The sequence below is a fragment of the Saltatorellus ferox genome, from assembly GCA_007751475.1.
GTDB lineage: Bacteria > Planctomycetota > UBA1135 > UBA1135.
The window spans coordinates 6,336,548-6,362,982 of sequence record CP036434.1 but is presented as its reverse complement, the minus strand read 5'-3'; the positions used below and the strand labels follow the sequence as shown (position 1 = coordinate 6,362,982).

Annotated in this window: 21 protein-coding genes; 13 read left to right on the top strand and 8 right to left on the bottom strand. The window is 67.5% G+C overall.

The window, feature by feature from the left end; translation table 11 throughout:
• The first annotated feature begins 36 nt into the window (after window positions 1–36).
• Entirely contained in the window at window positions 37–753 is a 717-nt protein-coding gene (locus Poly30_RS23015) for a hypothetical protein (RefSeq protein ID WP_145203034.1), read from the top strand.
• Between the two features lie 10 nt (window positions 754–763).
• Here the strand turns inward: Poly30_RS23015 and Poly30_RS23010 are convergent, their stop codons facing one another.
• The gene (locus Poly30_RS23010; protein WP_145203031.1) at window positions 764–1,984 is read right to left on the bottom strand and encodes a hypothetical protein; all 1,221 of its coding nucleotides are present in this window, start codon (window positions 1,982–1,984) and stop codon (window positions 764–766) included.
• Between the two features lie 303 nt (window positions 1,985–2,287).
• Between Poly30_RS23010 and Poly30_RS23005 the strand changes: the two genes are divergently transcribed.
• Window positions 2,288–3,880, top strand: a complete 1,593-nt coding sequence (locus Poly30_RS23005; RefSeq protein ID WP_145203028.1) for a hypothetical protein — start codon at window positions 2,288–2,290, stop codon at window positions 3,878–3,880.
• Between the two features lie 95 nt (window positions 3,881–3,975).
• Here the strand turns inward: Poly30_RS23005 and Poly30_RS28830 are convergent, their stop codons facing one another.
• A complete protein-coding gene (locus tag Poly30_RS28830; protein WP_419190537.1) occupies window positions 3,976–4,548 on the bottom strand; it encodes a thioredoxin family protein in 573 nt (190 codons plus the stop codon).
• Window positions 4,549–4,895: 347 nt separating this feature from the next.
• On the opposite strand from Poly30_RS28830, the gene Poly30_RS22995 reads away from it, so the two are divergent.
• From Poly30_RS22995 to Poly30_RS22980, 4 genes are read left to right on the top strand one after another with little or no spacing between them, the layout of a single operon-like run.
• Window positions 4,896–5,705: a phosphatase PAP2 family protein gene (locus Poly30_RS22995; RefSeq protein ID WP_145203024.1), complete on the top strand. Its 810-nt coding sequence runs from the start codon at window positions 4,896–4,898 to the stop codon at window positions 5,703–5,705.
• Window positions 5,662–6,237 (top strand): FeoA family protein, encoded by a 576-nt coding sequence (locus Poly30_RS22990; RefSeq protein WP_145203021.1) that lies wholly within the window; start codon window positions 5,662–5,664, stop codon window positions 6,235–6,237. The genes Poly30_RS22995 and Poly30_RS22990 overlap by 44 nt, the downstream gene beginning before the upstream one ends.
• Window positions 6,234–8,396 (top strand): ferrous iron transport protein B, encoded by a 2,163-nt coding sequence (gene feoB, locus Poly30_RS22985; RefSeq protein WP_145203018.1) that lies wholly within the window; start codon window positions 6,234–6,236, stop codon window positions 8,394–8,396. Before Poly30_RS22990 ends, feoB begins: the two co-directional genes overlap by 4 nt.
• Window positions 8,396–8,662 carry a FeoC-like transcriptional regulator gene (locus Poly30_RS22980; protein WP_145203016.1) on the top strand — a complete coding sequence of 89 codons (267 nt, stop codon included), beginning with the start codon at window positions 8,396–8,398 and terminating at the stop codon, window positions 8,660–8,662. The genes feoB and Poly30_RS22980 overlap by 1 nt, the downstream gene beginning before the upstream one ends.
• Before the next feature lie 84 nt (window positions 8,663–8,746).
• Here the strand turns inward: Poly30_RS22980 and Poly30_RS22975 are convergent, their stop codons facing one another.
• The 3 genes from Poly30_RS22975 to ytxJ all read right to left on the bottom strand — a co-directional run bounded on the left by Poly30_RS22975 (window position 8,747) and on the right by ytxJ (window position 13,270).
• A complete protein-coding gene (locus Poly30_RS22975; RefSeq protein WP_419190536.1) occupies window positions 8,747–9,214 on the bottom strand; it encodes a globin domain-containing protein in 468 nt (155 codons plus the stop codon).
• 68 nt (window positions 9,215–9,282) lie between these two features.
• Window positions 9,283–12,393: a sigma-70 family RNA polymerase sigma factor gene (locus Poly30_RS22970; protein WP_145203010.1), complete on the bottom strand. Its 3,111-nt coding sequence runs from the start codon at window positions 12,391–12,393 to the stop codon at window positions 9,283–9,285.
• Between the two features lie 379 nt (window positions 12,394–12,772).
• Window positions 12,773–13,270 carry a bacillithiol system redox-active protein YtxJ gene (gene ytxJ, locus Poly30_RS22965; RefSeq protein WP_145203007.1) on the bottom strand — a complete coding sequence of 166 codons (498 nt, stop codon included), beginning with the start codon at window positions 13,268–13,270 and terminating at the stop codon, window positions 12,773–12,775.
• A 122-nt stretch (window positions 13,271–13,392) separates the two neighbouring features.
• On the opposite strand from ytxJ, the gene Poly30_RS22960 reads away from it, so the two are divergent.
• From Poly30_RS22960 to Poly30_RS22945, 4 genes are all read left to right on the top strand, one after another.
• A complete protein-coding gene (locus Poly30_RS22960) occupies window positions 13,393–14,703 on the top strand; it encodes a NupC/NupG family nucleoside CNT transporter (protein ID WP_145203004.1) in 1,311 nt (436 codons plus the stop codon).
• Window positions 14,700–15,542 (top strand): purine-nucleoside phosphorylase, encoded by an 843-nt coding sequence (locus tag Poly30_RS22955; protein WP_419190535.1) that lies wholly within the window; start codon window positions 14,700–14,702, stop codon window positions 15,540–15,542. Before Poly30_RS22960 ends, Poly30_RS22955 begins: the two co-directional genes overlap by 4 nt.
• A gap of 108 nt (window positions 15,543–15,650) precedes the next feature.
• Window positions 15,651–17,162: a hypothetical protein gene (locus tag Poly30_RS22950; protein ID WP_145202998.1), complete on the top strand. Its 1,512-nt coding sequence runs from the start codon at window positions 15,651–15,653 to the stop codon at window positions 17,160–17,162.
• A gap of 153 nt (window positions 17,163–17,315) precedes the next feature.
• Complete coding sequence (locus Poly30_RS22945) at window positions 17,316–17,495, top strand: hypothetical protein (RefSeq protein ID WP_145202995.1); 180 nt, start codon at window positions 17,316–17,318, stop codon at window positions 17,493–17,495.
• Window positions 17,496–17,592: 97 nt separating this feature from the next.
• Here the strand turns inward: Poly30_RS22945 and Poly30_RS22940 are convergent, their stop codons facing one another.
• Window positions 17,593–19,965 (bottom strand): dynamin family protein, encoded by a 2,373-nt coding sequence (locus Poly30_RS22940; RefSeq protein ID WP_419190534.1) that lies wholly within the window; start codon window positions 19,963–19,965, stop codon window positions 17,593–17,595.
• 528 nt (window positions 19,966–20,493) lie between these two features.
• Here Poly30_RS22940 and Poly30_RS22935 point away from each other — a divergent pair.
• Together Poly30_RS22935 and deoC are read left to right on the top strand one after the other, a co-directional pair.
• On the top strand, window positions 20,494–21,195 hold the full coding sequence (locus tag Poly30_RS22935; protein WP_419190533.1) for an RpiB/LacA/LacB family sugar-phosphate isomerase: 702 nt from the start codon (window positions 20,494–20,496) through the stop codon (window positions 21,193–21,195).
• Window positions 21,196–21,459: 264 nt separating this feature from the next.
• Window positions 21,460–22,128, top strand: coding sequence for a deoxyribose-phosphate aldolase (gene deoC / locus Poly30_RS22930; RefSeq protein WP_145206367.1), 669 nt, complete (start codon window positions 21,460–21,462; stop codon window positions 22,126–22,128).
• On the opposite strand, the gene Poly30_RS22925 is transcribed toward deoC, so the two are convergent.
• Window positions 22,122–22,997, bottom strand: a complete 876-nt coding sequence (locus tag Poly30_RS22925; RefSeq protein WP_145202986.1) for a D-hexose-6-phosphate mutarotase — start codon at window positions 22,995–22,997, stop codon at window positions 22,122–22,124. The genes deoC and Poly30_RS22925 overlap by 7 nt on opposite strands.
• 244 nt (window positions 22,998–23,241) lie before the next feature.
• A complete protein-coding gene (locus Poly30_RS22920; RefSeq protein ID WP_419190532.1) occupies window positions 23,242–25,074 on the bottom strand; it encodes a LamG-like jellyroll fold domain-containing protein in 1,833 nt (610 codons plus the stop codon).
• Between the two features lie 163 nt (window positions 25,075–25,237).
• Between Poly30_RS22920 and Poly30_RS22915 the strand changes: the two genes are divergently transcribed.
• The gene (locus Poly30_RS22915; protein ID WP_145202980.1) at window positions 25,238–26,434 is read left to right on the top strand and encodes a CE1 family esterase; all 1,197 of its coding nucleotides are present in this window, start codon (window positions 25,238–25,240) and stop codon (window positions 26,432–26,434) included.
• The last annotated feature ends 1 nt before the right edge of the window (window position 26,435 follow it).

The window sequence follows — 26,435 nt, the reverse complement described above, 5'->3', positions numbered from 1 at the left end:
GACGGCCTTTTCCTTCCGACTCTTCTTCGAGAAACCATGCGACACCCTCTGCTCCTCGGCGTACTGGCGATGACTTCCCTTGCCAGCGCTTTCTACCTCTTGCGCTCTTCGGGCGTGGATGCGGCGCAGATGGTGTCGCAAACCTCAAAGGTCTCTACGGTTGAATCAGAAGGCTCGGAGGTATCCCCCGACGAGCTGGCGCTCGATGGGGCCGCACAGGTCGAAGTTCCCTGGGAGGCCATCGCTGAAGACGCCTACGACACGCTCGTCGGGTCCGGATTCGACCTGGCGGGGTTCACGAATCAGTGGGGCGGGTTCGACGAGAGCGGACACTACCGCCCCGATTTCGACCCCCTCGCGCAGGCGGCGATCGGGCGGGCACTGTCCGAGGACGAGTCAGCGGTACTCGCCGCGCTGGTCGACCTTCACGAGGAGTCGATCCGTCAGGCCGCGCTCCATGCGCACTCGACCTTGCGTGAGGCGCTCGACTCCAGCTGGCGCGCCGGCGAGTTCGACCGCCGCAGAGCGAGGACGGCTGTCGAAACGGAGGCGGAGGCCCGTGCAACCGCTGAGAAGCGGCACGGGGGCGGCTTCGTCTATGCGGATACCTTCACCACGGGCGGCTGGGAGATCTCCATGGTGATCCGATCCCATGACCATCCTCGCTTCCACGACGCCTTCCGGGAGCTGTGGCGCGCGGTGAGCGCACGCGACGCGGACCTCGCCCGTGAGGTCGCTACCCTGGCCGGATGAGCGGCTGGCTTCACCGAAGCAAGACTTCGACGAACTGATCGTGCACGGTCGCGAGAGAGGACGTGAGCAGGCGCCGTACTCCGGCGGCGTCTTCGTCGCCCCAGGCCTCGATCCTGTAGTCACCGGGATCGAGGAACGCCTGCCTGGCGCCGATATAGAAACCGTGCAGGTCCGGTAGATCGTCGAAACCTGCGCCGCCGAACCCGATCGTGACCGTCGGTGTGCCCTGGGCCAGGGTCCGCGCCGTCAGCTCCTCTCCCGTCATTCGCTCCTGGAGCGGTGACGGTAGCCGGACGATGGAGATCGTCTCGAAGGATCGGAGGTGGAGAGAGCTCAAGCTGATGCGAACTCCCCCCGTATCCGTCAAGTCGACCATCAGGTCTTCTCCCGCGAGAGCGGTCGCTTTCCAGTCGGGATTCGACCTCAGCGCGTCGCCGCTGACCCACTTCGCCGTCCACTCGGAGGCGGGAAGGAACGTCGCGAGCTCCAGCTCGTCGGCGGCCTTTCGGGTGTCCGAGCCCTCGGGAAACTCGACCCTCGTCTTCAGCGGACCTTTCGTCCCGTTGCTCGTGATCTCGAAGACCACGCCGCCGACTCCACCGGGCTGAAGGATCAGCCGCCCGAGTCTCGGGGGAGCTTCGAGATGGACCGTGCCGGCGACGATCGTCCCGCGCTCAGGATCCCACGTCGCGTTGTCCAGGGTCAGATTCGCCGCGGTATCCGGGTTGCGATCCGATCCCATCACGATCACGGACCGCCGGGCCGCAGCGCCGCGGCCCGAGGAGATCACGATACCCGCTTCCAGGATCTCGTCCCGCGTGGCGAGGACCTGGCCCTTGAATCGTCCGGTCGTAGGATCGAGCCTCGCGCTACGCCTCGATCCGCCCGGCTCCTCGATCCCCAGTTCATCGGGCAGGACGCCAGTGGGCGACGTGACGTCGAAGTAGAGCATCCACCTCCACACGCTGGCCAGGTCCTTTGGACGGTCGTCGGATTCGTCCGGATCCTCCGGGTCTTTTGACACCTCGACTTCGGAGGGCACGGGGAGCCGCTCCTCTTCGATCTGGTCAGGAGCGGGGAGGACATCGGTAAGGTCGGCGGGCGCTTCGCCGGCCCTGACCTGAGTCATCCCCCGTTGTATCGGCGCGACGTCACCGTCGGTGGGCGCCAGCAAGAGCCAGACGGCAGCGGCGAAGACGACGAGGGCCAGAAGTGCGAGTGCAAGCCGCATCCGTCGAGTCTAAGGGCCGCGCTCGAACTCATCGAGATCCGCAGGATGTTCTTCGAGACCGCGGTGGCGCCGGCGGACGTCTTTCTCCGAATCATCCGTTGCCGTGGCCGCCGAGACGCGTTGAGGGGGCGACGGTATCGGCCACGGGTCCGGTGTTCCCGACTATCCTCGGCGGATTCTTCGTGTGTTAGCTATCCTCGAGTTCCCAGCGTTGATCAGGTCACCGGCCATCGCCCGCTCCGTACGTCTGCGCTCGCGTCTGTCTGCGTACCACTTCCCGACTTCCCACACTTTGTCCTGCATTTGACCTACTACCTATCGTTCCAGTGCTTCGCGGCGGCCTTGCTGCTCACGACGGGTTCCTCTACCGCTCAGGTCCAGGACCTTGGAACGGAGCTGACCGCAGGCCCAGCAGCCAGTTCCCGGGCAACCGACGTCAGTGACGACGGCCGTGTCGTCGTCGGCGTCTCCGTCAAGAGCTTCGGAGCCAGCTCCACGTTTGCCTGGTCGGAGCCCACGGGCTTCATCCCGCTGGAGCAGCCGACAGGATCCTTCGCTTCCTACGAAGTGAATCGCTTCCTGGTGAGTGGTGACGGATCGATGGCGGTGGCGGGCGTCTTGGTAGGGACGTGGCCCATCGTTCTGCGCTGGGATCTGGCGACCGGCGGCCTGACGCAACTGGTGGATCTCGAGCTGAACGCGATCAGCGAAGATGGCTCCACGTTCGTGGGTGAGGCAGGTGGGGGGTCGACGGGCCGCGCCTATCGCTGGAACGAGGCCGGAGGCATCGAGTACATCGCTGCTCCCACTCAGGCCTACACGACGGCCACGGACATCAGCGGAGATGGCTCCGTCATCGTCGGTATTTCCCGACGCTTCGGCATGCCCACCGTGCCTTTTCGATGGACCCGAGCCACGGGGGTGGTGCTACTCACGGGATTCGTGGGCGAGAGTGGTCAGAAGGTCAGCGTGAGTCGCGACGGTCAGGTGATCGCGGGCGTCTCGACGGCGCCAGGCACGCCAGCGACAGGCTACCGATGGACGGCGGCCGGTGGATTCACCCAGCTCGGAAGCATCGGGGGCGGCACCACGCTCGAGCCTCTTCTGCTCAGCGACGACGGAAGCGTCGTGGCTGGTCGCGAGTTTCTCGCCCTCTCCGTGACGCAGGACGGGTGGCGCTGGACCGAAGCCACCGGAATCACGCGCCTCGTCCCCCAGGTCGACTTCCGGCCCGAGGCGATCTCGGCCGACGGTACGGTGCTTGCCTGCGTTCAGCGCATGGGCCAGGGCGCGCTTCCATGGCGCTGGACGGAGTCGAGCGGAGCGTCGCCTTTGCCCGTACTCGAACCCGGCCTCCCCCTGGAGCCGAGTCCATCCACGGCGATCAGCGCGGACGGACGACAGGTGGTGGGTTTCAGCACTATCTCCTCGTCCGCATTGCACGCCGTGCTCTGGCGCGAGGACGGAACGCTCGGCCAAGGCATCTGCCATCCGGCCGTGCCCAACAGCACCGGAGTGCCGTCCGAACTTCGTCTCACGGGATCCAATCGAGTGGCGAACCGTGCGCTCACCCTCGAGGCCAGCTCGCTGCCGCCCGCTACGTTCGGCTTCGTGATCTGCTCCCGCATGGAGGGCTTCACCGCCCAACCCGGGGGGAGTCAGGGCAACCTCTGCCTCTCCGGTCCGATTGGGCGCTACGTCGGCCCGGGCCAGGTCCAGGCGGCCAACGCGGCCGGGGGATTCACGCTGACGATCGATCCAGCATCGCTCGTTCAGCCGAATGGGCCGGTGGCCCCGGGCTACGGAGAGTCGTGGTTCTTCCAGGCCTGGTACCGCGACGCGAACCCAGCGTCGACGTCGAACTTCACGAACGCAGCCACAGTTCGTCTCTACTGAGATCCGGAGTCTTGGCGACAACGCGGAGCCGACCGACTTGTGTCACCGGTGTCACTGGTGGCGCATCCCTCGATGTGGGCTGGTCGCGTTCGTCGTCAGGCTCCCGACGGTCCGCGCTCCAGGATCATCAGCATCTCCTGGGCGACGGTGCGGCCCCGGTCCTTCGCATACCAGGCCATGATCGGTGCGTAGAACTCGCCCTTGGTTTCCGGCGTCGGCGGGCCCTCGGCGAGGATCTTGGCCCGAAGCGCCGCCTGGAGCGGCGCAGGGCGTGGTCCCCACTGGCCGAGTTCGTTCCCCTCTCCATCGAAGACGATGGCGATCGGGACCGCGCGGGCTCCCCGGGTAAGCCGGGAGTCGAGCGCGGAGGGCTCTGCTTCGACGTCGAGCACGCGGACCTCGAGATCCTCACGCGTACCCGCCATGGCGGCGATCGTCGGCGTCGAGCGGATCGCGTCGCCACACCAATCCTCGGTCAGGATCATGATCTTCCGGGCGCCGGGGAGCGCCGCGAGGCGCGCCAGTTCGTCGGCGTGGAGCCGCGCGCGCCCGGCGTAGGACGACCAGAGATCCGCCTTGTCCTTGACGCCGCCGAGGAACTCGGTCCAGGAACTGGTGGCGGGCCAGAAACGATCGAAGTAGCGGGCGTTGGTTTCGACTTGTGACATGGTGAACTCTACGGAACGTCGATTGGTTCGTGACGGATGCCTTTGGCGTCCACAGGGTACTGACGTCGAACGTCTCGGATCCCGTGAAAGGACCCGTCCCCCTTCGCATTCGAGGGCAGCTTGCGCCTCAGCGGGGCGGAGAGGCGCACTCGTCCGCCCGAGACGAGGCCATCGGAGGGCTGAAAGCCGTGGATCAGCGATTCGGATGGGTCTGGCTGTGATGGGGCTGCTCGGCTGCTCGGGGGCTCGGCACATCGCACGGCACCCACGTCCGGCAGGTCTCGCGCCAAGAACGTCGCGAACGAGATTCAGGCCTGCGTGATCGGCGTCGATTACCCGAACACCCCATGAAGTATCGAAGCCCCTGCGCCTTGCCCGCCGCTGTTTTCCTGATGACGCTGGGTGCCTGCCAATCCGCAGGGACCAGCGCGCAGCCCGTCGAGTTCGCTTCCACGGGGATCCCATCGATTCGATCGGAGATCGCCGCGGCGCCCGGCGAGTTCTGGCGGGACATCAAGGGGACGTTCACCTCGAAGCACAACCTGTTCCTCCTCGGTGGCGCTTTCGCGGCCGCCGAGGCCGCGGACGCTCTGGGTTTCGCCGATGGGATTCACGAGGAGATTCAGTCCGAGCGAGAGGTCGATCTCGGGCAGACCCTCAACGACACGCTTCAGGGGGCCGGAGACGGTGCTTTCCTCGTCGCGGTGGCCCTCGGTTTCTGGGGCTACGGGCACGCGTCCGGGAACGTCCGGACCCACGAGGTCGGTAGCCGCGCCATCGCGGCGCTCGCGGCCACGGGCCTGATCACACAGGTGATCAAGACCATCGTCCCGGAGAAGCGACCGAATGGCGGCAACGGGAGCTTCCCCAGCGGACATTCCTCCATGGCCTTCGCCTTCGCCGACACCATGCGTCGCAGCTACGGCTGGAAGGTCGGCGTGCCGCTCTACATCATCGCCTCGGGCGTTGCGCTTCAGCGCCTCGATGCCAGCTACCACGAACTGGAAGACGTCGTCGTGGGGGCGGCCCTCGGACTGGCGGTCTCCCGGACCGTCCACCTGCGACGGGGAGAGGAAGAGCAGGCGGTTCTCTCGATCGGGCCCTACGTGAACGATGCGAGCGGAGCGGTCGGCCTGTCGGTCTCCCTCCAGTTCTGAGCGTCTCGAAATGGGACTTTCGGGGCGGCCTGGATGTCGCACATCTTGCCTTCCGCGGGATTTTCTCCCGGTAGGCTCGCACGGCGACCGAAAGCGGGTTAGACTGAGACTCAGTCTCAACGGACGAACCATGCGCTCGAACATCCCCAAGCCAGTCCCTCCCTTCTGTTCCATTCTCGAGCTTCGGCGCGGTACGCGCGCAGTCGTGCGAGGTTTCGAAGGCGCCGACGTGGAAGCGACGCGCGCCCTCGCTCGACGGCTCACCGCCATGGGCATGCCGATCGGATGCGAGGCCGAGGTGCTGGTTCAGCGGCGCAACGGTCCGATCCTGCTGCGCGCCTGCGGTTCTCGCATCGCGCTCGGTCAGGCGGAGGCGCGCTGCATCCGTGTCGAGGAATGCTCGGCGCCGGAGCATTGCGTGGCTCCTGAACGCTGCGGCCACTCGACCTTGGACGACCTGATCCCTGACGTCGATTCGTCCAGTGCTGTTCTTGAAAGGTCCGATGTCCGCGGGGAGCCGGGCGGTCGATGATCCCGCCTGATTCGGCGGAGCGCCTGGCCTCGCCGACGTCTGAGACGCCTTCTGGGACGCCTTCTGGAACGCCTTCTGGAACGCCTTCTGGGACGCCTTCGTCCTCCCGGGGCAGCTCGCCCCTCCGGGTCGCCATCGCCGGCCAGCCCAACGTCGGGAAGTCGACGCTCTTCGCGCGACTCACGGGCGCGAGCCTGGAGACGGGCAACTGGCCCGGAAAGACCGTCGAACGGCGCGAAGGACGCGTCGTGACCGCGAAGAGCACGATGACGGTCGTCGATCTTCCTGGGACGTACAGCCTCACAGCGCAGTCCGACGAGGAGCGCGTGGCCCGCGACTACGTGTTGCGCGAGCGGCCCGACGTCCTTGCGCTGGTGATCGATTCCACCGCGCTCGAGCGCGGCCTCTATTTGCTGAGCGAAGTGCTGCTGCTCCCGGTGCCCGTCGTCGTCGTGCTCAACCGCACGGACCTCGCGGAGAAAGCGGGCGCGCCGGTCGACGCGGCGGCGCTCTCCGAGGCGCTCGGGCTCCCGGTCGTTCCCGTCGTCGCACGCAGCGGTGGGGGACTCGATCGCCTCGTCGAGGTGCTGGAGCGCACGGCCGTCGAGCGCGTGGCGATGACGCCGATCGTCCTGGAGGTCGAGCCCGAGACCACGCTGCTTCTCTCGCGCACGACCGAACTGATCTCGCCGCACGTGCCCGAGCCGTACACCGCCGGCTGGATCGCTCACAAGCTGGTCGAAGGGGACGAAGAGGCCATCGAACTGGTGCATCGCTGGATGCCCACCGACGACCACGAAGCGCTGCAAGCGGTTCTGGCGGGCAGCGGCGAGAGCGGCGCGGGCGCGGGTCCGGCGGGCATGGCGCTCGCGGGCGCGCGCTTCGCGTGGGCCGGACGCGCGGCCCGAAAGGCGACCCGCGCGCGGACGGCCGAGGACGACAGGCCCACCTGGACCGACCGGATCGACGCGTTTGCGCTGCATCCCCTCGCGGGCATCCTGATTCTCGTGGCGCTCTCCTTCGGCGTGTACGAGCTGACCCTCGAGATCGCAGGCCCTCTCCAGGATCTGCTCGGCGGCTGGGTGGAAGCGGCAGGCGCCTGGTGCGGCGAGAAGGTCGCCGGGATGGGTGCGCTCGCCACCGCGTTCGTGGTGGACGGACTCTTCGGCAGCGTCGGTCTTCTGATCACGTTCCTCCCGGTGCTGGCCGTCTTCTTCGCGGCGTTCGCGTTCCTGGAGGACACGGGCTACATGGCGCGCGCGGCGTTCGTGCTGGACCGCGCGCTCTCGGCGATCGGGCTGCGCGGCAAGAGCTTCCTGCCGATGTTCGTCGGTGCGGGCTGCAACGTCCCCGCGGTCTTCGGCGCGCGCGTGATCGAATCGCGCTCGGCGAGGCTCCTGACGATCCTGCTGCTGCCGCTCGTGCCGTGCTCTGCGCGCCTGATCGTGCTCGCGCTGATCGTGCCCGCCTTCTTCAGCGCGTACGCCGCCGGCGTTTCGGTCGGGCTGATCGGACTCAACATCGCGGTGATCGCGCTGCTCGGGTTCCTTCTCTCGCACCTGATGTTCAAGGACGAGCGTCAGTCGTTCGTCATGGAGCTACCCCGCTACAGCATGCCGAGCCTTCGCGCCGTCGGGATTTCGGTCTGGACGAAGCTCAAGGCGTTCCTCAAGGACGCGGGCACGATGATCGTCGTGGTGGCGATCAGCGTCTGGGCGCTCTCGGTGTTCCCGGGCGGCCTGAAGGGCGGCGAGTTCTCGATCCACGACAGCTACCTCGGCCAGTTCGGTCGCTTCCTCGAGCCGCTCGGTCGGCCCATGGACATGGACTGGCGACTGATCGTTGCGATCTTCACGGGCTTCATCGCGAAGGAGGTCGTGATCGCGACCCTCGGGGTGCTCTACAGCGCGGATGGAGACCTCGCCGTCGTCGCGACGATGCAGCAGCAGATCTCTCCGGCGACCGCGCTCGCCTTCCTCGTCATCACGATGCTGTTCATTCCGTGCGTCGGTACGGTGGCGGCCATGCGGCGCGAGGCGGGGACACGCTGGATGCTGTTCGGCTCGGCGCTCCTGGCGGTGGTCAGCTACCTCTTCGGCTTCGGCGTCTACGAGCTAGCCGCGATGGCGGGACTCGATCAGATCGGGAGCGGCGGCTGATGCTCGTCCAGCTTCTCGAACGGGTCGCCCAGGGCGGCTCCGTGCACCTCGGCGAACTCGCCGACGAGTTCGGGCTCACGGTGCCGGTGGTGCGGGACATGCTCGCGGACCTCGCGATCCGCGGCTATCTGCGTCCGACCGGCGGCGACTGCAGCACGAAGTGCGGTGGCTGCGCGTTCGCCACGAGCTGCCACGGCGAGACCGAGACGCAGACGTGGATGCTGACCGAGAAGGGGCGCACCCTCGCCTCATCGGGCGCCGCCTGAGCCTCGCGTTTCCGTCTCGGCCGGACGATCAGGGCCAGACGATCAGGACCAGACCATCAGGACCAGACGATCAGGGCCAGAGACTCATGGCTCGACGTTGACCATCCACGCCGAGAAGCCGTCGAGGAACGCGTGGAACCCGGCGATGTGCTCCGGTGGAAACCCGTAGCGCTCCTCCGCGTGCTCCATCACCTGGCGAAAGCAGCCGAGCCACGCTTCCCGTGCGGCCCCGTCGATCTCGAACGGGAAGTGACGCATGCGCATCCGCGGCGGCCCGTAGCGCTCGATGTACATCGGCGGCCCGCCGAGCAGCTGAACGAAGAAGGCGGCCGAGCGCTCGGAGCCCGCTTTCAATCCCGCCGCGGATTTCGGAAAGAGGTGCCGAGCCTCCGACTGACCGAGGCAAACGTAGACGTCCTCGAGCAGTCGAAACACGCCCGCCTCGCCGAGTGCCAGGAAGATTTCGGGCGAGGGGCGCTCGACCTGTCCGGGCCCGCCGGGGGGCGTATAGATGGGCTTCGTTCGCTGCCCAGGTAGATCCGAGGAGGTCATGGCGCCATCGATCATAGCGATGGTGCCGCTCCAGGAGCCGATCTACCCGGGTGTCCAGGCACGGTGGATCAGAGCTCCAGCTCCAGGGCTTCGCCCGGCTTCAAAGTGAAGCTGAGCCTGCGCTCGATGGCGCAGCGCAGCTGGACGTACTCTTCGCCTGTGGCGACGCGAATGATCACGTTGTCCAGGTCGGTGGGAAGGAGGTCGAACCGTGCGATGACACGACCGTCGGGGCGTTCGAGCACGGGGGCGCGATTCAAGGTGACTCTCTCTTTCCGGCCCGGGGAGTCGCGCTCTGCGTGGAGGGTGGCGTACATCACTGGTGCCGTCTGGAAGCTCGGCGGGAGAGTGACCTCCAGGCTACCGGCCTCGAAGAGGAGGGGCTGCGGTTCCGCGTAGGCCGAGAATTCGTGGGTCCCGGGGAGCTCCAGTCGGGCGCTTCCGCTTCCGAGATGAACGCGGTAGGCGCTCCCCGGAACGGCTTCTACGATGCCCTCGCCGGCGTCGTCGAGGACGACGCGCGGGCCGCTCGAGCTCGCGGAGACTTCCCATAGCATGAGGCTATGCCCGGCGGCGGGCTCGCCGTTCAGCTTCACCGCGAGCCTGCAGGGCTCGGTGGCCTGGAACTCCGCGGAGAGCACGATCTCGCCCGGGCGGCTCGCCGCATGCTGCACGAAGAAGGTCTGGGTGCGCTTGCCGCCCGCGAGGCTGGCGCCCCTGGAGGGCACCAGCCTCAACTCCACGTCTCCCTCGGGCAGCCCCTCGAACGAGAAGCGCCCCTCTTCATCCGTGATCACGGACCGTGCGAGCAGTCCTTCGATCCGGATCTCATGTCCTTCCAGCGAGCGGCTGACGCCGTCCTTGCACTCGAGGCGCCCCCGCAGCGTCGGCGCGGCGGTGAGGACGAGAATGCCGAGGTCCGTGTCGCCGCGGCGCTCCACGGTTGCGGTCAGGACCCTTGACGATTCGCCGTCGGCTTGCGCCACATAGGTAAACTCGGCCTCCCGGTCGACGGGGAACTCGAAGCGGCCTTCGGAGTCGGAGACCACCGTTCGCCGAGACCCACGCAGCTGGCCTGCGGCTGGCGCGGCAAGAACTTGGACCAGCGCGTTCGGGCGGGGCGAGCCGTGACTCTGGACCTGGCCCTTGACCAAGCGACCTTTCCGCAGCTCCAGAACCTGAAGATCGGTGAAGGCCGACTCCTTGACCCCGAAGCTCGTGGTTCGATAGCCCGGCGCGGCCACTCGGATCTTGTCGCCCTCGGGCCGGCAGCGGGCCTGGAACGTGGCGGAGTCGCGTGTGGTGGGAACGGGCTCGGACGTCATGTCGAGCTGACCCTCCATCAAGCCGCGTCCGTTCGTGCGATAGCCGAACGCCAGGAGCGGCTGCTTGGATTCGCGGTCGACGATGCGGAAGTTGGCCCTGGGGGCCAGGGCCGCGAGCCGGAGGAGGACGCCCTCGTCGCCAGCGATGGCTCGGACGCTTCCCAGGCCGACGCCCTCCTTCTCGCCATATAGCTGTACGCTTGCCTCGTGCTCGATCGCCAGGGTGAAACGGCCCAGGTGATCCGTGATCACGGGCGTGCCGGTGAGCGTTCGGACCTCGGCGCCTGGCACCGGCCGGTCGTTTGTATCGAAGACGATGCCAGACACGGTGGGGCCGCCTTCCAGCGTGATGGGGCCGAGGTCGGTCGTGGCTCCCGGGTCGCTCGTGTACTCGATCGTCTTCGACAGATGACCTGAAGCGCGAACGTGAGCCTCTCTCCCGGTGCCAGGGGGCGCGTGCGGAATTCGGAAAGACCCGTCCGCGAGCACCCGCGTGGGCGCGAACGCGCCGCTGGGCCGGATTTCGGCCCCGACGAGGCCGGAGCCGTCTTCGGTGACGACTTGGCCCGTGAGCACACATGCGTCCTCCAGCCGGAAGGCGCCGAGGTCGGTGGGGTCGCCGGCGTTGAACGGCCTGATCGGTATCCATTCCAGACCGTCCTCGTACGCGGCCTGACCGATCGCCTTCTTGGCCTGGCTCATGAAGTCGGAGCCGCTCGCGGTGACGTGGTACCTGCCCAGAGCGTCGAGGGGGATCGAGACCTCGAACGCTCCGCTGGCGTCGGCGAGGACCACTGCCTGGAACGGAGAATCCTCGTTCCGGGCCCGGTCCGCTTCCGTCACCTCGACGCGTGCCCCTGCCATGGGCCGGCCTCTCGGGCCGAAGACCCGTCCGATGACGTGCGCCTCGGGCGGAGGCGGAGGGAGCGCCTCGTCGTCGACGTCGTCGCGTGCGTCTCCCGCGAGCCTTGGTGATTCTCCGGTTGCCTCTTCGCGGGCCTCGAAGACCCGCATCAGGTCGAGGGGCTCTTCGGCTCCGGGCTGTGGCGCTCTCGCAGCGTCGACCATCGGCGGGATCGGCTCAACGGGTGGTGTGAGGGCGGAGTGCCATCCGACCGCGACGAGGGCCATGGCGGAGAGAGCGAGGGTGAGTTTCAGCATGACGAGTACGGAGGCGGCAGTGACGGAGGCGGCAGAGACAGAGGAGGCTGCGGTGGAGGAAGCTGCAGTGGGGGAAGCTCCAGCGGTGGGGGTGGTCGTGTTCGCCACGGTGCCCCCGCCCCCCACGCCTATCGGCGCAAGGCTCGAGGGCACTCCGAGCGCCACGGCGCGCAGACCGCCGCCTTCCTCGTCGGCATCGAGGCACTCGCGGAGTTTCTCCACGCCCCTCCGAAGGCGCCAGCGAATCGTGTCCGCGGCGACGTCCTGGCGGTCGGCGATCTCCTTGGGCTCCAGGCCCTCCTGATAGCGCAGCAAGAGCGCCGTTCGATACGGCTCATCGAGCGCCATCAGCTGATCCCAGACGCGCCGCTGCTGCTCGCTTCGGAGCACAAGCTCGTCCGTCGAAGGAAGGGATTCTGGACGGGCCGCTGCCTCCTCGCGGACCGAGCGTCGCCGCTCGCTCCGGCGTGAGCGCCATATGAAGCGTCTCGCGGCCAGGAACATCGAGTGCCGGCTGGAGCCAGCGAGCCAGGCTTCCTGCCGAGCGTCGTCCGCGAGCCCGGGATCAGCGACCAGCCGGGCACACAGGTGCCCTAGCCAGATCCAGTCCTGCAGCGACCTCGCGAGGTCGAGGTCAGGACCGTTGCGGTCACCATGGCCATGGGGGTGAAGGGTGTCGGAGGTCGCGTCCATACATGAGCGTCACCCCGCCGTTGGCAGAGACGCGAACGGATTCTCCCTGATTTCCTGTCGGCGGTCGGTGGCCGCCCTCGAATCATCGCCGCGTGCCGCGGCGCCGATAGCTAATCGCGCTCGTCGACCGGAAGGATGCACTCGACGAGCGTGCCGCCGGCGGGGCTCCGGCGAATCTCGAAGGTGCCGCCGACCCAGACATCGCTGCGGGGTGGAAGAGCATGAACATCCAGGCCTGACTGCACCTCCTACCCGCTGGGTGGTCACCGGGAACGGCGACCACTACCTTTACGCAGGGGTCAGGTGAAGTCAGGGGATGTATCTCACCGGTCCCTATCGATCGACGAACCCTTGCTCGGCGACCCCTTGCTCCGGGGCATCACCGAGCCAGCTCGAGGCTCAGCGCTTCGCCCGTGATGGCCTCGTGGCTCGCGTGCCACACGAGTTCGCCGTCCCGGAAGAGCAGGATCTGCGGGGACTCGTGCTTGACGTCCAGTTCCGCGACGAGACCCCGCGCCAGTGGCTTCTCGGCGATGACGTCGAGGTGCGCGTAGCGGAGATGTTCTTCGCTCGCGTGCTCCGCGACCCAGGTTCGGAAGCGCTCGTCGGCCGCGGCACTGATCGGGCAGATGGGGCTGTGCTTGAAGACGGCGACGGGGTTCGTTCTCGAGGTCTTCAGGAGCGCCTGCAGCGCGGCCTTGGGGTCGGCTGGCAGCTCGATGGGGGACCAGGGATCCTGGGCTGGTTGCACCTCGTTCGGCTCCTCAGGCTTCAGGCATCCCCCAAGCGCCAGCAGCACGACGAGGAGCGATGGCAGCGCAACGACGCCGAAGTGAGAGGCGGACGGGCGGCACGTGAACGGAGTGGGTGGATTCATGATGGAGCCTTGGCTGGATGCATAATACGGGTCGGTCGTCGACCTGGATCGCTAAACTCCGGCACCCCCCCTTCCGCTGAGTCCCGACCGCTCCCGGCGCCGCCCCCTCCTCCCCCCAGCCCATGCCGATTCTCCGCGCCCTCCTCGGCCTCGCCTTCTTCTGTGGCGTTGCCTGGCTCCTCTCGACCGACAAGAAGCGGATCAATCTCAGGGTCGTCATCGGCGGCATCCTGATGCAGTTCGCCCTGGCGCTGATCATCCTCAAGACGGACTCGGGCGCCTGGGTGCTGAACAAGCTCTCCAGTCTGGCAACGACGATCCTCGGATTCGGGCAAGAAGGCGCGCGGATGGTTTTCGGGCCTCTCCTCACCGGGTGGAACATCGTCCCGGTGGGGCCGGACGAGATCCAGCCGATCAGCTTCTTCACGGTCGAACCGTCCCAGATCCCGGAGGGCCTGGCCGCCTATTCGGCGCCCGTCTCGTTCGCCTTCGGCGCGCTCACGACGATCATCTACTTCTCGGCGTTGATGGCGATTCTCTATCACCTCGGGATCGTGCAGTTCCTGGTGAAGATCCTCGCGACCGCGATGCGCTGGACCCTGCGCGTGTCGGGCGCGGAGTCGCTGGCCATGGCCGCCAACGTGTTCGTCGGGCAGACGGAAGCGCCGCTCGTCGTCCGACCCTACATCCCTTCGATGACGAAGTCCGAGCTGATGGCGCTGATGACCGGCGGCTTCGCGACCATCGCGGGCTCGGTCCTCGCCGTTTATATCGGCATCCTCGGCGAGGAGTACGCGGGTCACCTCCTGGCCGCCAGCTTCATGTCTGCACCGGCGGCGTTCGTGCTCGCCAAGATCATGGTCCCCGAGAGCGAGACGCCCGTCACCGCGGACGGCGCCGAGATCGTTCAGGACGAGGAGGACAAGCCCTCGAACCTGCTCGATGCGGCCGCGGCCGGAACGAGCGACGGCCTCCACCTCTATCTCAACGTCGTGGCGATGCTGATCGCGTTCGTGGCGCTCGTCGGGCTCATCAACGCCGGCCTCGGGCTCATCCCGGCCGGCGGCGAGCCGCTCTCGCTCCAGGGCATCTTCGGCTACCTCTTCGCCCCGGTCGCCTACATGATGGGAGTGGAGTGGGCCGATTGCATGAGCTTCGGCAGCCTGCTGGGCACCAAGGTCGCAGTGAACGAGTTCATCGCCTTCAGCGAGATGGAGGGCATGCGGGAGACGATCTCGCATCGCAGCTTCACCATGGCGGCCTACGCGCTCTGCGGCTTCGCCAACTTCGCTTCGGTGGGCATCCAGATCGGCGGGATCAGCTCGCTCGCGCCCGGGCGCCGCGCGGATCTCTCGAAGCTGGCGCTCAAGGCGATGCTGGGCGGGGCGTTTGCCTCGTGGATGACGGCGACGATCGCGGGAGCGTTTCTGTGAGCGTGGAAGAGATGGCCTGGCAGAGCCACGAGTCGCTGGCTGCGGAGCTCCGTGCAGTGATCGAGGAGCGCGGCGCCGTCGCGCCCGAGGTGGCGCTGGTGCTTGGCTCCGGGCTCGGAGCCTTCGCCGACACCATCGACGACCCGGTGGTCATCGAATTCGGGGAACTCCCCTCGATGCCCGGAAGCTCCGTCCCCGGCCACGCGGGGCGCTTCGTTCTCGGCCATCTCGACGGCGTTCCCGTGATCTGCCAGCAGGGCCGCGTGCATCTCTACGAGGGCTGGAGCGCCGAGGTCGTCACCCGCGCCGTTCGGAGCTTCGCCCAGCTCGGCGTGCGGGCGCTCGTCCTGACGAACGCCGCAGGCGGCCTGACGGCGGGGCTTCCTGTGCCGCACCTCATGCGGATCACCGATCACCTGAACCGTCAGGGGAGGACGTCGCTGGCCCCCGGCGAGGAGCGCGTCGGCGTGCCCTACGACGCTCGCGTCGCGGCCGCGCTGGATGCGGCATCGCGCGCCACCGGGGTCGAGCTGCGCAGCGGCGTGTACGTCGGCCTGCTCGGTCCGAGCTACGAAACCGCAGCCGAGATCCGGATGCTGCAGGCGCTCGGAGCCCAGGCCGTCGGCATGAGCACCGTTCTGGAAGCCTCGGCGGCCGCGGTCTGTGGCCTCGCGGTCGGTGCGATCAGCTGCATCACGAATCCAGGCGCTGGCATCGAGTCCGCGCCGCTCGATCACGGCGAAGTCGTCGAGGCGGGCCAGGCGATCGCGGCGGATTTTGCGCGACTTCTGCGCGCAGCGGTCCCGAGGATTCGCGCTGCCGTCGATGAGCCGGGGTGACCGGCCCGTATCATCGGTAGCGTATGATCGGACCCGCCCGCGGCGGACGATTGGCGCAAGATGCCCGGCCGCGGTTCGCTTCTCGCGCCACGGCTCACCACTCACCGCATGTTCCCGCACACATGGCGCCACCACTGGGCGCTCGACGAGGATCCGTTCGTCCAGGAGGACGCGGACAAGGACACCGTTCTGGCTCGCGTTCCGATGGAGGCGGTGCACTCCTCCTTCGATCGACTGTACGGGAGCACCGATTCCCCGGGGCCCGGGATCGTCTTCGGTGAGAAGGGGAGTGGCAAGAGCAGCCTGCGCCTCGCCATGAAGCGGCGGCTCGAGAACGACGCCGATGCGCGCGCTCTCTACGTCGAATACATCGAGTTCGATTCCTTCCTGACGGAGGCTCGCAAGGCGGACCGACTGCCGCCGAACGGCCAGAAAACACCGCGCCGCGTGGTCGAGCGGTACCTGCTCGCCGATCACATCGACGCGATGCTGAGCCTCGGGGTCTCGAAGCTCGCGGACGAGATCGCGGACGGGAAGCATCCGTCGGCCTCCTCGATGTCGCCGAAGCACAAGGCGTCGCTCGTGGCGCTCACGGGCCTCTACTACCGCTCGGACGAGCGCTCGGGCGACGAGATCGACCGCGGATTGCGCAGGGTGCTGAAGCAGCCGAGTGGACGCTCGTTCCTTACGAAGCTCGTGATCTTCTTGGCTGCCGTGGCCGGCGTGGCGGTCGGCGGCGCAGCCATCGCGGACAGCTTCAACGTCGAGCTGCCGTTCGAGGTTCAGGAGTCGGGCCAGTGGCGGGTGCTCGGCGGGATCCTGCTCTCGGCGGCGGGTCTTCTGGCCTGGATCCCCGGACTCGTCGCCCAGCGCCGGGCGAGCAAGGCGACGAAGGCAGTGCGCGTCGTCCCGCGAGACCCGGACCCGCTGGCCGCGCTCCTGCTGCGTATCCCGAGCTCCGTGCGGCGTGACCTCGCGTTGCCCGAGGGGCCCGCGGTCGGTACCCGGCTGGTTCTGCTCCAGCGCTTCATCGCGATCCTGCACGACGTCGGATACCGGAGCTTCTGGGTCCTGATGGACCGCATCGACGAGGCGACCGTGCTCTCGGGCCGCGCGGATCTGATGCGTCCATTCGTGGAGTCGCTGCTGGAGCACCGGCTGCTTCAGTTCGAAGGGATGGCGCTCAAGTTGTTCCTGCCGATCGAACTCTCCCGGCTCTACCTCGGCGCCTCGCCCGACGCGCTCAAGAGCATGCGGCTCGACAAGGCGAGCTCGATCCCGGAGCTGCGCTGGACGGGCCAGGAACTCTCGCAGGTCGCGGCCCAGAGGCTCCGGGCCGTTCGCCCCGACGGGACCCCGCTGGAGGAGCCGGGAGCCAGGCTGATGGACTTCTTCGCCGAGGAAATCGACGAGAATCAGGTCCGGGAGACGCTGAGCGAGCTGGGAACGCCGCGCCTCGCCTTCGGATTCCTGGGAGCGCTGATGGCGGAGCACGCCCGCGAGCTGAGCGACGACTTGCCCCAGGACGACCCCGCCTGGCGAATCCCTCAGAGGCGTTTCGAGATCCTGCGGGCGAGCTGGCTCGACCGGGCCCGCGGCCTGCGCCGCGCGCTCAACTGAGCGCACCTGCTGTGGGCCGCCGGTCCTTTATACTTCTGAGGATATTCTGGCGGTTTTTTCCGAGGTGAACCTTCGCACTCTCCGTCGTATGAGGGGACAATCACACTCACATGAACCGGGCCCGGTGGGCGGGCCCTTCCTCATTGTCCCCCCATGCGATCCGTCTTTCCCGCACTTCACGACCGACACCTGGCTGCGCTGCTCTGCGGCGCAGTCGTTCTGCTGGCCGTTGCCATCTTCGCGATCTCCGTCATGGATCGTGAGAAGGACTCGTCGCACAGCGACGAGAAGCGCGCCATGATCCGTTTCACCGGGGCGTCTCCCGCGAACTGATTCGCAGGAGTGCATCGCGCTGACCCATGAAAGAAGGGCGCGCGCCAGAGCTGGCGCGCGCCCTTCTTCGTTGGCGACGAAATCGCGGCGGCGCCGTTTACTCGCCTGGGGTCGACTCCGAGCCGGCGACTTCTTGAACCGCGGCTTCGGTCTCTTCTGTGCCGACAGCCTCTTCGCCGGCATCTGCCCCTGCCACGTGGGGGATGAGCGGCTCCGGAAGCTGGATCGTGCCGTTCGGCATGGGCGGCAGCTGGCCTGCCGGCGCGGGCTGGATCAGCTTCTCCGGCTCGGTCTGGCCGTAGCTCAGCCCGAGCTGCTCGATGCCGCCACGCGCCCGCGCGGTCTCGGTGCGAAGAGCCGCGAAGTGGGAAAGGATCTTGCGATGGCGAACCAGTCGATCGACCACGGTCTGGATCTCGCTCTCGAGGGCAGCGTCGCGCTCCTTGAGCTGGGTCTTCATCGAGTGCACCGCCGCGTCCGCGTAGCGACCGATCAGATGGCGGTGGGTGCGCTGGACCGTCTCGTGGAAGAAGCGGCCCTTGTACAGGTCGAGTTCACGGCGGATGGCCGCCTTGGCCTCGTCGCCGAGACGCGCCTGCTTCTTCTCGACGGGGATACGCGCGGCCGGGTTGCCGGTCTCGCCGAAGAGACGCTTGGCGCACGAGGCGCGGGTCCGGAAGAGGAGCCAGTCGAACAGGCTCTTGCGGACCGGGACCTTGTCGACGGTCAGCGGGGCGCTGACGTGCCCGAGAGCCGCCTGCTTCTCCATGGCCTTCAGTGACTCGTCACCGATGAGGTTCATGTTGAGGCGCGCCGAGTGCAGGTCGGCCCCGATCTCGCTCGGGAGGAGCAGCCCGGCCGTTCCTGGCTTGACTTCTTCCTCGAGGGTCTGGGCGACGAAATCGGCCAGCTGGGACTCGTAGCGTGCGAAGCGTGGCTCGAGGTCGTCTTTGACGAGCGACTCGAAGCTGGCGTCGGTCTTGAACCAGGCTTCGACCATCGCGTCGAGTTCGCGCTCGGTCTCGACGCTCGACGACTTCGCTCGGCTGCGGATCGAGGGGCTGAGCTTCTCGTCCAGTTCCTCGAACGACGCGCGCCAGTCGAAGGCTTCGAGGCGATGCACGGAGTGGCGGCGACGGGAGAGGTCCTGGCGCTCGGCGTCCAGCGCGTCGGTGTGGGCGCGGAGCGCGGCGACGGACTCGTGCTCGACGAGGTCGTCGAGGTCGTCGAGGAGGCCTTCGGCGCGACGGAGGCTGTCGCCCAGGAACGCGACGAGGTAGTCGGTGCTGTTCAGGTAGTCCGTGAGGTCGCCGAGGAAGGCGTCGAAGTTGGCCTGGCCACGGGCGGGTGCGGCCTCTTCGTCGTCCGCGCTGAGTCGGTGGCTGGCGGCGCGGAGGAGGTCGACGGGGTAGATCTTGAGTCGTCCCTCGTCGGCGGCTTCCTTGAGCGGCTGGCTCATCGCCAGGTTCTCGAAGGCGTCGATGATGCGGAGCGGGTCTTCTTGCTCGAGGCTCGGAACGAGCGAACCATCGGGCGAAAGGTCGCTCTTCGTCGTGTCGAGGTTCACGACGAGGAAGATGCGGCTGAAGAGGTCGAGCAGGTCCTCGAACTCCTCGAACACCTGCTCGAGGAAGAGGTTGTCCGACTTCACGATGAAGATCGCGCACGACGCCGAGTCGCGGAAATCGCGGGTCATCCGGTCGTAGCCGAACTTCATGCGGCTGTAGAGACCGGGCGTGTCGACGAGGACGGCGCCGGACTGCGCGAGGTCGCCAGCGGGGATCCGCACGTCGACCTTCCGAATCGCGTCCGGGAAGTGCAGCGCAGGGTCGAAGTGCTTGCCTTCGGTCTCGGCGGCGCGGAGCTTACCCGCGAGTTCTCCGTGGGCGCGGCTGATGTGCCCGTAGAGCGCCGACGGATCCGTGAAGCGCTCGGTGTCGCCGTTGTAGCGAGAGACGTAGAAGTTTCGCTCCGGCGCGTGGCTCAGGTAGACCATGCACGGGTAGGCCGGGAGGCTGGAGACCTCGCTGACGTAGGTGCCGGCGAGGGCGTTCATCAGCGTCGATTTACCGCTCTTCAGGGGGCCGAAGAGGAGCACGTACGCCTGCTGCTCGGCGACCTTGTCGACGAGGCCCTGGATCTGGTGCTGGAGGTCGAGCAGCTCCGCGCGCACCTCGGGGAGGTCCAGGTCCTTGCGGGCTGCCTTTGGCGCAGCCGTTTCACCCGGCCCGTCCTGGGAAGACCCATTCTCGGACGACACCGCTCCGAACGGGCCGCCGAATGGGCCAGCGGAATGCGCGGCCGGGGAGGCAGCGGATGAGCGGGCAGAGGCGGTGCCGTTGCCAGTCTGGCCGACGGGATCCTGGGCGCGAGCGCCGTTCAGGATTCCAGCCGCCTCGCCGATGGGAGCGAGCAGTGGGCGGACGTTGGCGTCGAAGGCCTCGCAGAACTGGCTGAGCAGTGTGCGCATGGGGCGTTGGGTGGGGGCGTTGCGTGCGGAAGGGAAAGCGGCGGGCCCGCTCCCGGCTCCAATGATAGAGACCGAGGGGAGCGAAACCAGTGGAGAGATCGGATGGGTTCTGGAACTGGAACAGTGAAAGAGGTATCCGGGCCACACGCCCGTCATCCGGAGCGCATAAACTGATGGGGCATGCCCCCCGGCCATTCATCGAGCGAGCCCTCCCATGGGGCCCCAAAAAACGCGCTCGGCGTATCCTCCTCCATTCCTTCCCCTGGTCAGCTCCGAGGGATCGCCCGCCGCGCAGCTGCGCGCGCGAGGGAGATTTCCTCTGCCAGCTCAGGAACCCCGGGTGCGGCCGAAGCTTCGAACTGGAACGGAGAACCGCGAGCGCACGTGACCGTGCGCCCGCGGACTGCGTCTGACACCCATTTCGAAGGGGAATCCGTAGGGCATGCTTCGGGTGGGGCAGGAAACGGAGAGTTTTCTCCGGGGAGCCTCCCCACGGCGAGCCGCTCGATCGGGGGCTCAGGGCGCGGCATGACGCCTTCGAAGCACCGTGAGGACCGAGATCTGGTCGCGGAGGCGCTGGTGCGCGCCGCCGCACCTGGGAGTCAGCTGGTGACTCCTCCTGGCTCGCGGCTCACCCCGCTGGCCCGCGATCTCGCGTTCGATAAGGGCATCACCTTCACGACCGGTCGCTACGCCGAGCCAGCAGGCCCCGTGGGTCCAGGAGGTTTCCGTCGCCGATCCAACCGGATTGCCGTGGCCAGCGACCACGGAGGCTTCGCTCTCAAGGACCAGCTCATCCCGCTCCTCAAGGAGATGGGGGAGCGCCCCGTGGACCTCGGTCCCGCGGCCGCGTCGCCCTCGGTCGACTACCCCGATTTCGCCCGGCTCGTCGCGGCCGAGGTCTCGGGCGGTCGAGCAGATTTCGGGATCATCGTCGACGGCGCGGGCATCGGCTCCGCCATGGTGGCCAACAAGCTGCCGGGCGTGAAGGCCGCGAACTGCTGGAACGAGGCATCGGCCCGCAACGCCCGAGAGCACAATCACGCGAACGTACTGACCCTCGGCAGCGGCCACCTCGACCTCGCGGCCGCGCGGCTCGTCATCGCAGCGTTCCTGACCACGGATCCCGGCGACGACCGGCATGCGCGTCGGGCGAAGAAGCTCGATGCCGTCGAGGCCGAGTACCTTCGCACGAGCCAGATCACCGCACACTTCGAAGAGGGCCGCTGACCGCCGCTCTCCCGCACCCGAATTTCCCATCGACCGATGCACTCCCAGGGCGCCAGCGGCCTCGCCGCCGATCAACTCGAGAACATCCTGACGGAGGTCGGCGCGCGGCTCCTCGCGGGCGAGCGCATCCACGGCGGGACCCGCAGCTTCAGCCTCGACATCGAGCTGGGCGGCGCCGCCTGGCGCGGAGCCGTCGTGGCCGGCGCCTGTCGCCTCGGCGTCTGTTCACCCGAGGGCTGCCCGGACCCGGCGCGCCTCGGCGACATGGCGAGTCACATCGACCACACCTTGCTCAAGCCGGACGCGACCGCGGCGGACATCGACCAGCTCTGCGCCGAGGCCATGGAGCACCGCTTCGCGTCCGTATGTATCAACTCCACCTGGGTGAAGCGCTGCGCCGAGATCCTCATGGGGTCCGGCGTGCTCGTCTGCACCGTCGTGGGCTTTCCACTCGGTGCAAGCCTGACCGAGGTGAAGTCCTACGAGGCGCGGCGCGCGATCGAGGACGGCGCCTGCGAGGTGGACATGGTCCTGAACGTGGGCGCGATGAAGTCGGGCATGACGAACCTCGTGCACGCGGACATCGCCGCGGTCGCGTCGACGTGCCACGGCCTCGGCGCGCGGCTCAAGGTGATCCTCGAGACGTGCCTCCTCACGAAGGACGAGATCGTGCGCGCGTCGGAGATCGCGAAGGCGGCGGGCGCCGACTTCGTGAAGACCTCGACGGGTTTCAGCACGGGTGGCGCGACCCTCGAAGACGTGGCGCTCATGCGCCGTGCGGTCGGTCCGGTGCTCGGCGTGAAGGCGTCGGGCGGCGTTCGGACCACCGAGGACGCCAACGCAATGCTCAACGCAGGCGCCACGCGGATCGGTGCGTCGGCGTCGATCGCGATCGTGGGGGCGGCCCGGTCGGGCGCGTCCGGCGGCTACTGAGAGCTCACGCGGAGCGTGAGCTCCATGGAGTGCGTCGCGCCAGGCTCCAGGGACACACGATTCTCCCGGCAGTTGGCGCTCTCCACGCAAACGAACTGCTGCCACTCGTCGCCCTGGAGCTGGCTCATCGCGGCCGCCTTGGCGATCCAGGGATTCCAGACGATGGCGGAGCGCGCGCCCCGCGTCCCGAGTTCGATTCGACGATCGAGCTCCCTCGCTCGAAGCTCGATACGATCCGGAACGCCCTGGTAGATGCGGTCCGTTTCTGCACAAAAGCCGATCGGTTCTGATGGATCGGGCGGGCTCTCCTGCGGCGCGCTCGCCGATTCGACGTGGGGCACGCCTTCGAGACCGTGGACGGTCGCGCGGTGCACGTCGCCCACGACGAAGTAGGAGTGCAGCGCCTCTTCGAAGTCGAACGCGGCATCGCCTGTATTCGTGACGGCGAGCGTGATCGCCAGCGTCTCGGCCACGGAGACCGTGAGCTCGGCGAGGAAGGCGTGGGGCCAGAGCGCGCGCGTGTCCTCCGTGTCCGAGAGTCGGAGCGTGACCGAAGGGCCGTCCCCTTGGGCTGCCACCTCAAAGGGCTGGATGCGCGCGAACCCGTGGGCCGGCGCGTCCTTTCGCTCGGCGTGCGCGCCGAACCAGGGGAAGACCAGCGGAATGCCTCCGCGGCTCGCCGCACGTTCGGCGTAGCTGGCGTCGGCGCTCATGAACAGAACCTCGCCGTGCTCGGGGTGGATCCAGCTCTGCACGTGGGCCCCGAGCAGGGTCATGCGCACGCATCCACCGGGGCCGCGGAGTTCCAGGCCTGGGCGCCCACCTGCGTCGGTGATGGCCGTGGGTCTGGCCGTAGAAGAGTCATTCATGGGAAGCGAACCGAAGGGGGGAGGCGAGTGCTAGACAGGGTACCCGTCCGCGGGGATCACCGACGGTCGCTTCCACCCCGAGGGGTCGAGCGCTGGCGCCTGACGTCATCGATCGAGGACGAGACGACTGGAGTCTCCGACGCAGGGGGACACCGTCTCACCCTAGCCTGCGCCACAGAATGCGATTCCGCGAGCACCGCCAGGATCCGCGCTCGCGGCGTTGCGCCAAACCCCAATGGTAGGGTCAGTTCTCGTTCGCGATGTTGGCGATCTCGGCAGCCGTCAAGATGCGGTTGTAGATCCGGACGTCATCCTGGAGGCCGTTGTAGTTCCAGCCGCCGTCGGCAAACTCGTTGAGGTACACCGTCGACTGATTCTGGAAGTCGGTCAGGATGCTGTTCGACAGCGAGCCGCCCACGTAGGTCGGGGCCAGAGCGCCGTTGAAGTAGATCTTGGCCTCGCCCGCGGTCCGATCGACCGTGACGGCGACGTGGTACCAGTTGCCCGACTGGATGATGCCGGTGTCCGTCTGGAGCTTCACTCCGGTGGAGCCGATTCCGCATTCGATCACCACCGCTCGGTTGTTGGTGTTCCAGGAGTTGACGTGGACCTTGATCCCGGACGTCTGGACGTTGCTTGCGGCGTTGGCGAACAGCGTCTGGATGTTGTTGACGCTGTTGCTGAGGTTGATCCAGGCGGTGTAGCTGAACTCCTGGCCGAGGTCGAGCGCGCCGATGCTCACCGAGGAAGGCGCGGTCAAGCTGACGGAGTGGGTTCCCTGATGCCTGGACAGTGCGTCGTAGCTGACGTTGGTCGCCGAAGCATGCGCGCCATTCCCGGACACGTCGACGGACGAGTTGTCGAAGATCCAACGTCCCACCAGGGAGGCGGAGCTCAGGGTGGTGAACTGGAAGGAGTAGTCGGCCGGCAGCGTCGCGCCACCCTGGTCCGCAATCTGGCTGCTCAACGAGACGACGTGGGTCGCCCCGTCCGCCCAGCTTCCAGCCAGAGGCTGAATCTCGATCGTATCACCGGTGACGTTGACCGCGAGAACCAGGTCCACCGGGACGCCGCCCACCGTGACGGAGACGTTCGTATCGTTGATGGTGGCCGCGTTCAGGAGGGCGTTGAATCGGATGGTGACGACCTTGTCGAGGGAGACCTCCAGGGCGTTTTCACCGGGCTGAATCTCCGAGACCGACGGGGAAAAGATCCCGCTGTCCGGTGTGGCGACCACGGCGTTGGCGTTGACGGGTACCTCTCCGCTCGGCGTGTTGGCCGTGATCCAGAAGTAGTACGGCGTCGCGTTCGACAATCCGTGGACCGTGGCCGCCTCGGCGCTGATGAGCCCCACGGATGCGTTCCAGAGGCTGGCCGAGAGGAGATCGTCCGAGGTGTGGTAATAGACGTTGTAGTCGGTCGCGCCCACGACGGGGCTCCACGTGAGCGACGACTGCCCATCGCCCGGCTGGGCGCTGACCATGGCAACGGCCACCCATTGGGCGTAGAGCGTGACGTCGGAGGCGGGCATGCTGAAGGTGTCACCGGCATCGTAGGAGAGGCCGCTCCCCGCGGCCTCGGTGTTCCAGCCGGCGAAGTCGTGGTCCGTGAGAGCCAGTGAGGCTTCGGACAGGACCGTGACAGAGGCCCCGACTCCGTAGCGAGCCGAGTCCACAGGCGTCATGCCGCCGTCGCTTCCGTTGTCATCGTAGGTCACCCCGTAGGTGACAGGACTCCACTGGGCGTAGAGAACCATGTCCTCGGTTCCCATCGTGAACATATCGCCGACGGCATAGTCCTCGCCGTTGCCGGCCGGGTTCGTGTTCCAGCCTTCGAACGCGCGGTTCGTGAAGGTGAGGTGGGTCGCCGGCGCCACGGCCATCGTCTGCCCCTCCGTCAGGGGCACGTAGTCAGGGGCCGTTCCGCCGCCTCCATTGCCGTGATAGCTCAGGTAGTAAAGACTCGCCGGAGAGGAACTCGAGTGGCTGTCGTGGCACCCTTGGGTGAGGAGAGCGAGTGACAGGCCCAGTGCGAGCCGAGGCAGAATGGACGCGAGAGTGGTGTTTTGAGAGCGCATACGTCCCCATCGAGCACGCTTGCTCAGAGAATTGAGGGTTTGCCCGTGGGTTGGCGAGGGTTGTCGATGGGGGGCGTCTCCCGGTGAGCCGCGCTGCCCCGAAACGCGACGAGTCGCTTCGCTTCCCCCGGCACCCTTCCCCCCCGAACCACCCCATGACCCCATGAATACCACCCGTTCTCGACGCCAAGGTGCCGCTTCTCTCCTCCTGGCCCTCGCCATCTCCGTGGCGAGTACGGCCCAGGAAGTCCCGGAGCAGACGGCGCCGACGCCCCCGCCCCGGGTCACGCGGCAGGCTCTCGCTCACATCGTGCAGAGCATCGACGCGAAGTTCGCGGCGGGGAGACGGCTGCCCGCGAGCGAGGAGCGGAGCGCGCTGGCCGCCACGAACCTCGCCTTCGATCGCGCGACCGGGCTGTTTTTTCAGCTGAATCTCGTGGACGCCAGGGCCGAACTCGAAGCGCTCGATCGAGGGCTCGGCGTGCTCGAGTCCGCCGACGCCTCGAAGCCCGAAGAGACCACCGAAAAGATCGGCGGAGGCATGCTTCGTCAATCGCTGCTCCGCACACTCGACGGCCTCGGGGACGCCCCCGAGCACGCCGTTCGCGCGGTTCGTTCTCGCCTGGAGCTGAAGTGGGAGGACCCTTCACCGGAGAGGAGTGCCGAGTTCCTGATCGACGTTCCTGCGTTCGAAGCCGCACTGAAGCGTGACGTCGCGGCCCTGGAAAAGGGCCTGGATCCGTTCCTCGATCGGCGCGGTGATCACTGGCGTACGTTCGTCCACGGTCGGCGCGATCTCGTCGCGCGCGTTTACTGCCCCGAATCAGCTCCCGCCAAGGGGATACCTCTGGTCGTCGCGCTCCACGGCGCGGGCGGCGACGAGAGCTTCATGTTCGAGCTGGGCGGTGATGGACGCATCAAAGAGCTTGCCGATCGGCACGGCTGCCTCGTCGTGGCGCCCTTCACCACGGACTTCCTGTTCTCGGCGAAGCCCTTCGCCTCGCTGCTGGCGGGCATCGAGCGTTCCTATGACATCGACCGGAGCCGCGTCTACGTCCTGGGCCATTCGATGGGGGCGATGGCGACCGCCGGGCTGGCCGAGAAGGCGCGTGATTCGATCACCGCTGCGTGCTGCATCGCGGGATACCGGGCCACCCAGTCGGGGGACCTGCCGATGCTCGTGCTCGCAGGGACGCTCGATCGGATCGTGTCCTTCGGGGGAGTGAAAGCCGCCGCGGAAAAGGCTGCCAGGGCCGGCCGCCCCGTTCGCTTCGAGTCCCTGGAGGATCAGGGCCACACGCTCCTGCTGGCGGCCGCGCTCGACCTCGCCTTCGCTGCCTGGTTCGAAGGGATCCGTTGAG

What these genes read in the sequence shown, in the direction of transcription:
- Poly30_RS22920 (WP_419190532.1), bottom strand. Translation starts at nt 25,074, where the DNA reads ATGCGCTCTCAAAACACCACTCTCGCGTCCATTCTGCCTCGGCTCGCA.
- Poly30_RS23015 (WP_145203034.1), top strand. Translation starts at nt 37, where the DNA reads ATGCGACACCCTCTGCTCCTCGGCGTACTGGCGATGACTTCCCTTGCC.
- Poly30_RS22915 (WP_145202980.1), top strand. Translation starts at nt 25,238, where the DNA reads ATGAATACCACCCGTTCTCGACGCCAAGGTGCCGCTTCTCTCCTCCTG.
- Poly30_RS22940 (WP_419190534.1), bottom strand. Translation starts at nt 19,965, where the DNA reads ATGCGCACACTGCTCAGCCAGTTCTGCGAGGCCTTCGACGCCAACGTC.
- feoB (WP_145203018.1), top strand. Translation starts at nt 6,234, where the DNA reads ATGATCCCGCCTGATTCGGCGGAGCGCCTGGCCTCGCCGACGTCTGAG.
- ytxJ (WP_145203007.1), bottom strand. Translation starts at nt 13,270, where the DNA reads ATGAATCCACCCACTCCGTTCACGTGCCGCCCGTCCGCCTCTCACTTC.
- Poly30_RS22960 (WP_145203004.1), top strand. Translation starts at nt 13,393, where the DNA reads ATGCCGATTCTCCGCGCCCTCCTCGGCCTCGCCTTCTTCTGTGGCGTT.
- Poly30_RS22945 (WP_145202995.1), top strand. Translation starts at nt 17,316, where the DNA reads ATGCGATCCGTCTTTCCCGCACTTCACGACCGACACCTGGCTGCGCTG.
- Poly30_RS22925 (WP_145202986.1), bottom strand. Translation starts at nt 22,997, where the DNA reads ATGAATGACTCTTCTACGGCCAGACCCACGGCCATCACCGACGCAGGT.
- Poly30_RS22990 (WP_145203021.1), top strand. Translation starts at nt 5,662, where the DNA reads ATGCGAGCGGAGCGGTCGGCCTGTCGGTCTCCCTCCAGTTCTGAGCGT.
- Poly30_RS22980 (WP_145203016.1), top strand. Translation starts at nt 8,396, where the DNA reads ATGCTCGTCCAGCTTCTCGAACGGGTCGCCCAGGGCGGCTCCGTGCAC.
- Poly30_RS28830 (WP_419190537.1), bottom strand. Translation starts at nt 4,548, where the DNA reads ATGTCACAAGTCGAAACCAACGCCCGCTACTTCGATCGTTTCTGGCCC.
- Poly30_RS22975 (WP_419190536.1), bottom strand. Translation starts at nt 9,214, where the DNA reads ATGACCTCCTCGGATCTACCTGGGCAGCGAACGAAGCCCATCTATACG.
- deoC (WP_145206367.1), top strand. Translation starts at nt 21,460, where the DNA reads ATGGCGAGTCACATCGACCACACCTTGCTCAAGCCGGACGCGACCGCG.
- Poly30_RS23010 (WP_145203031.1), bottom strand. Translation starts at nt 1,984, where the DNA reads ATGCGGCTTGCACTCGCACTTCTGGCCCTCGTCGTCTTCGCCGCTGCC.
- Poly30_RS22970 (WP_145203010.1), bottom strand. Translation starts at nt 12,393, where the DNA reads ATGGACGCGACCTCCGACACCCTTCACCCCCATGGCCATGGTGACCGC.
- Poly30_RS22995 (WP_145203024.1), top strand. Translation starts at nt 4,896, where the DNA reads ATGAAGTATCGAAGCCCCTGCGCCTTGCCCGCCGCTGTTTTCCTGATG.
- Poly30_RS22950 (WP_145202998.1), top strand. Translation starts at nt 15,651, where the DNA reads ATGTTCCCGCACACATGGCGCCACCACTGGGCGCTCGACGAGGATCCG.
- Poly30_RS22935 (WP_419190533.1), top strand. Translation starts at nt 20,494, where the DNA reads ATGACGCCTTCGAAGCACCGTGAGGACCGAGATCTGGTCGCGGAGGCG.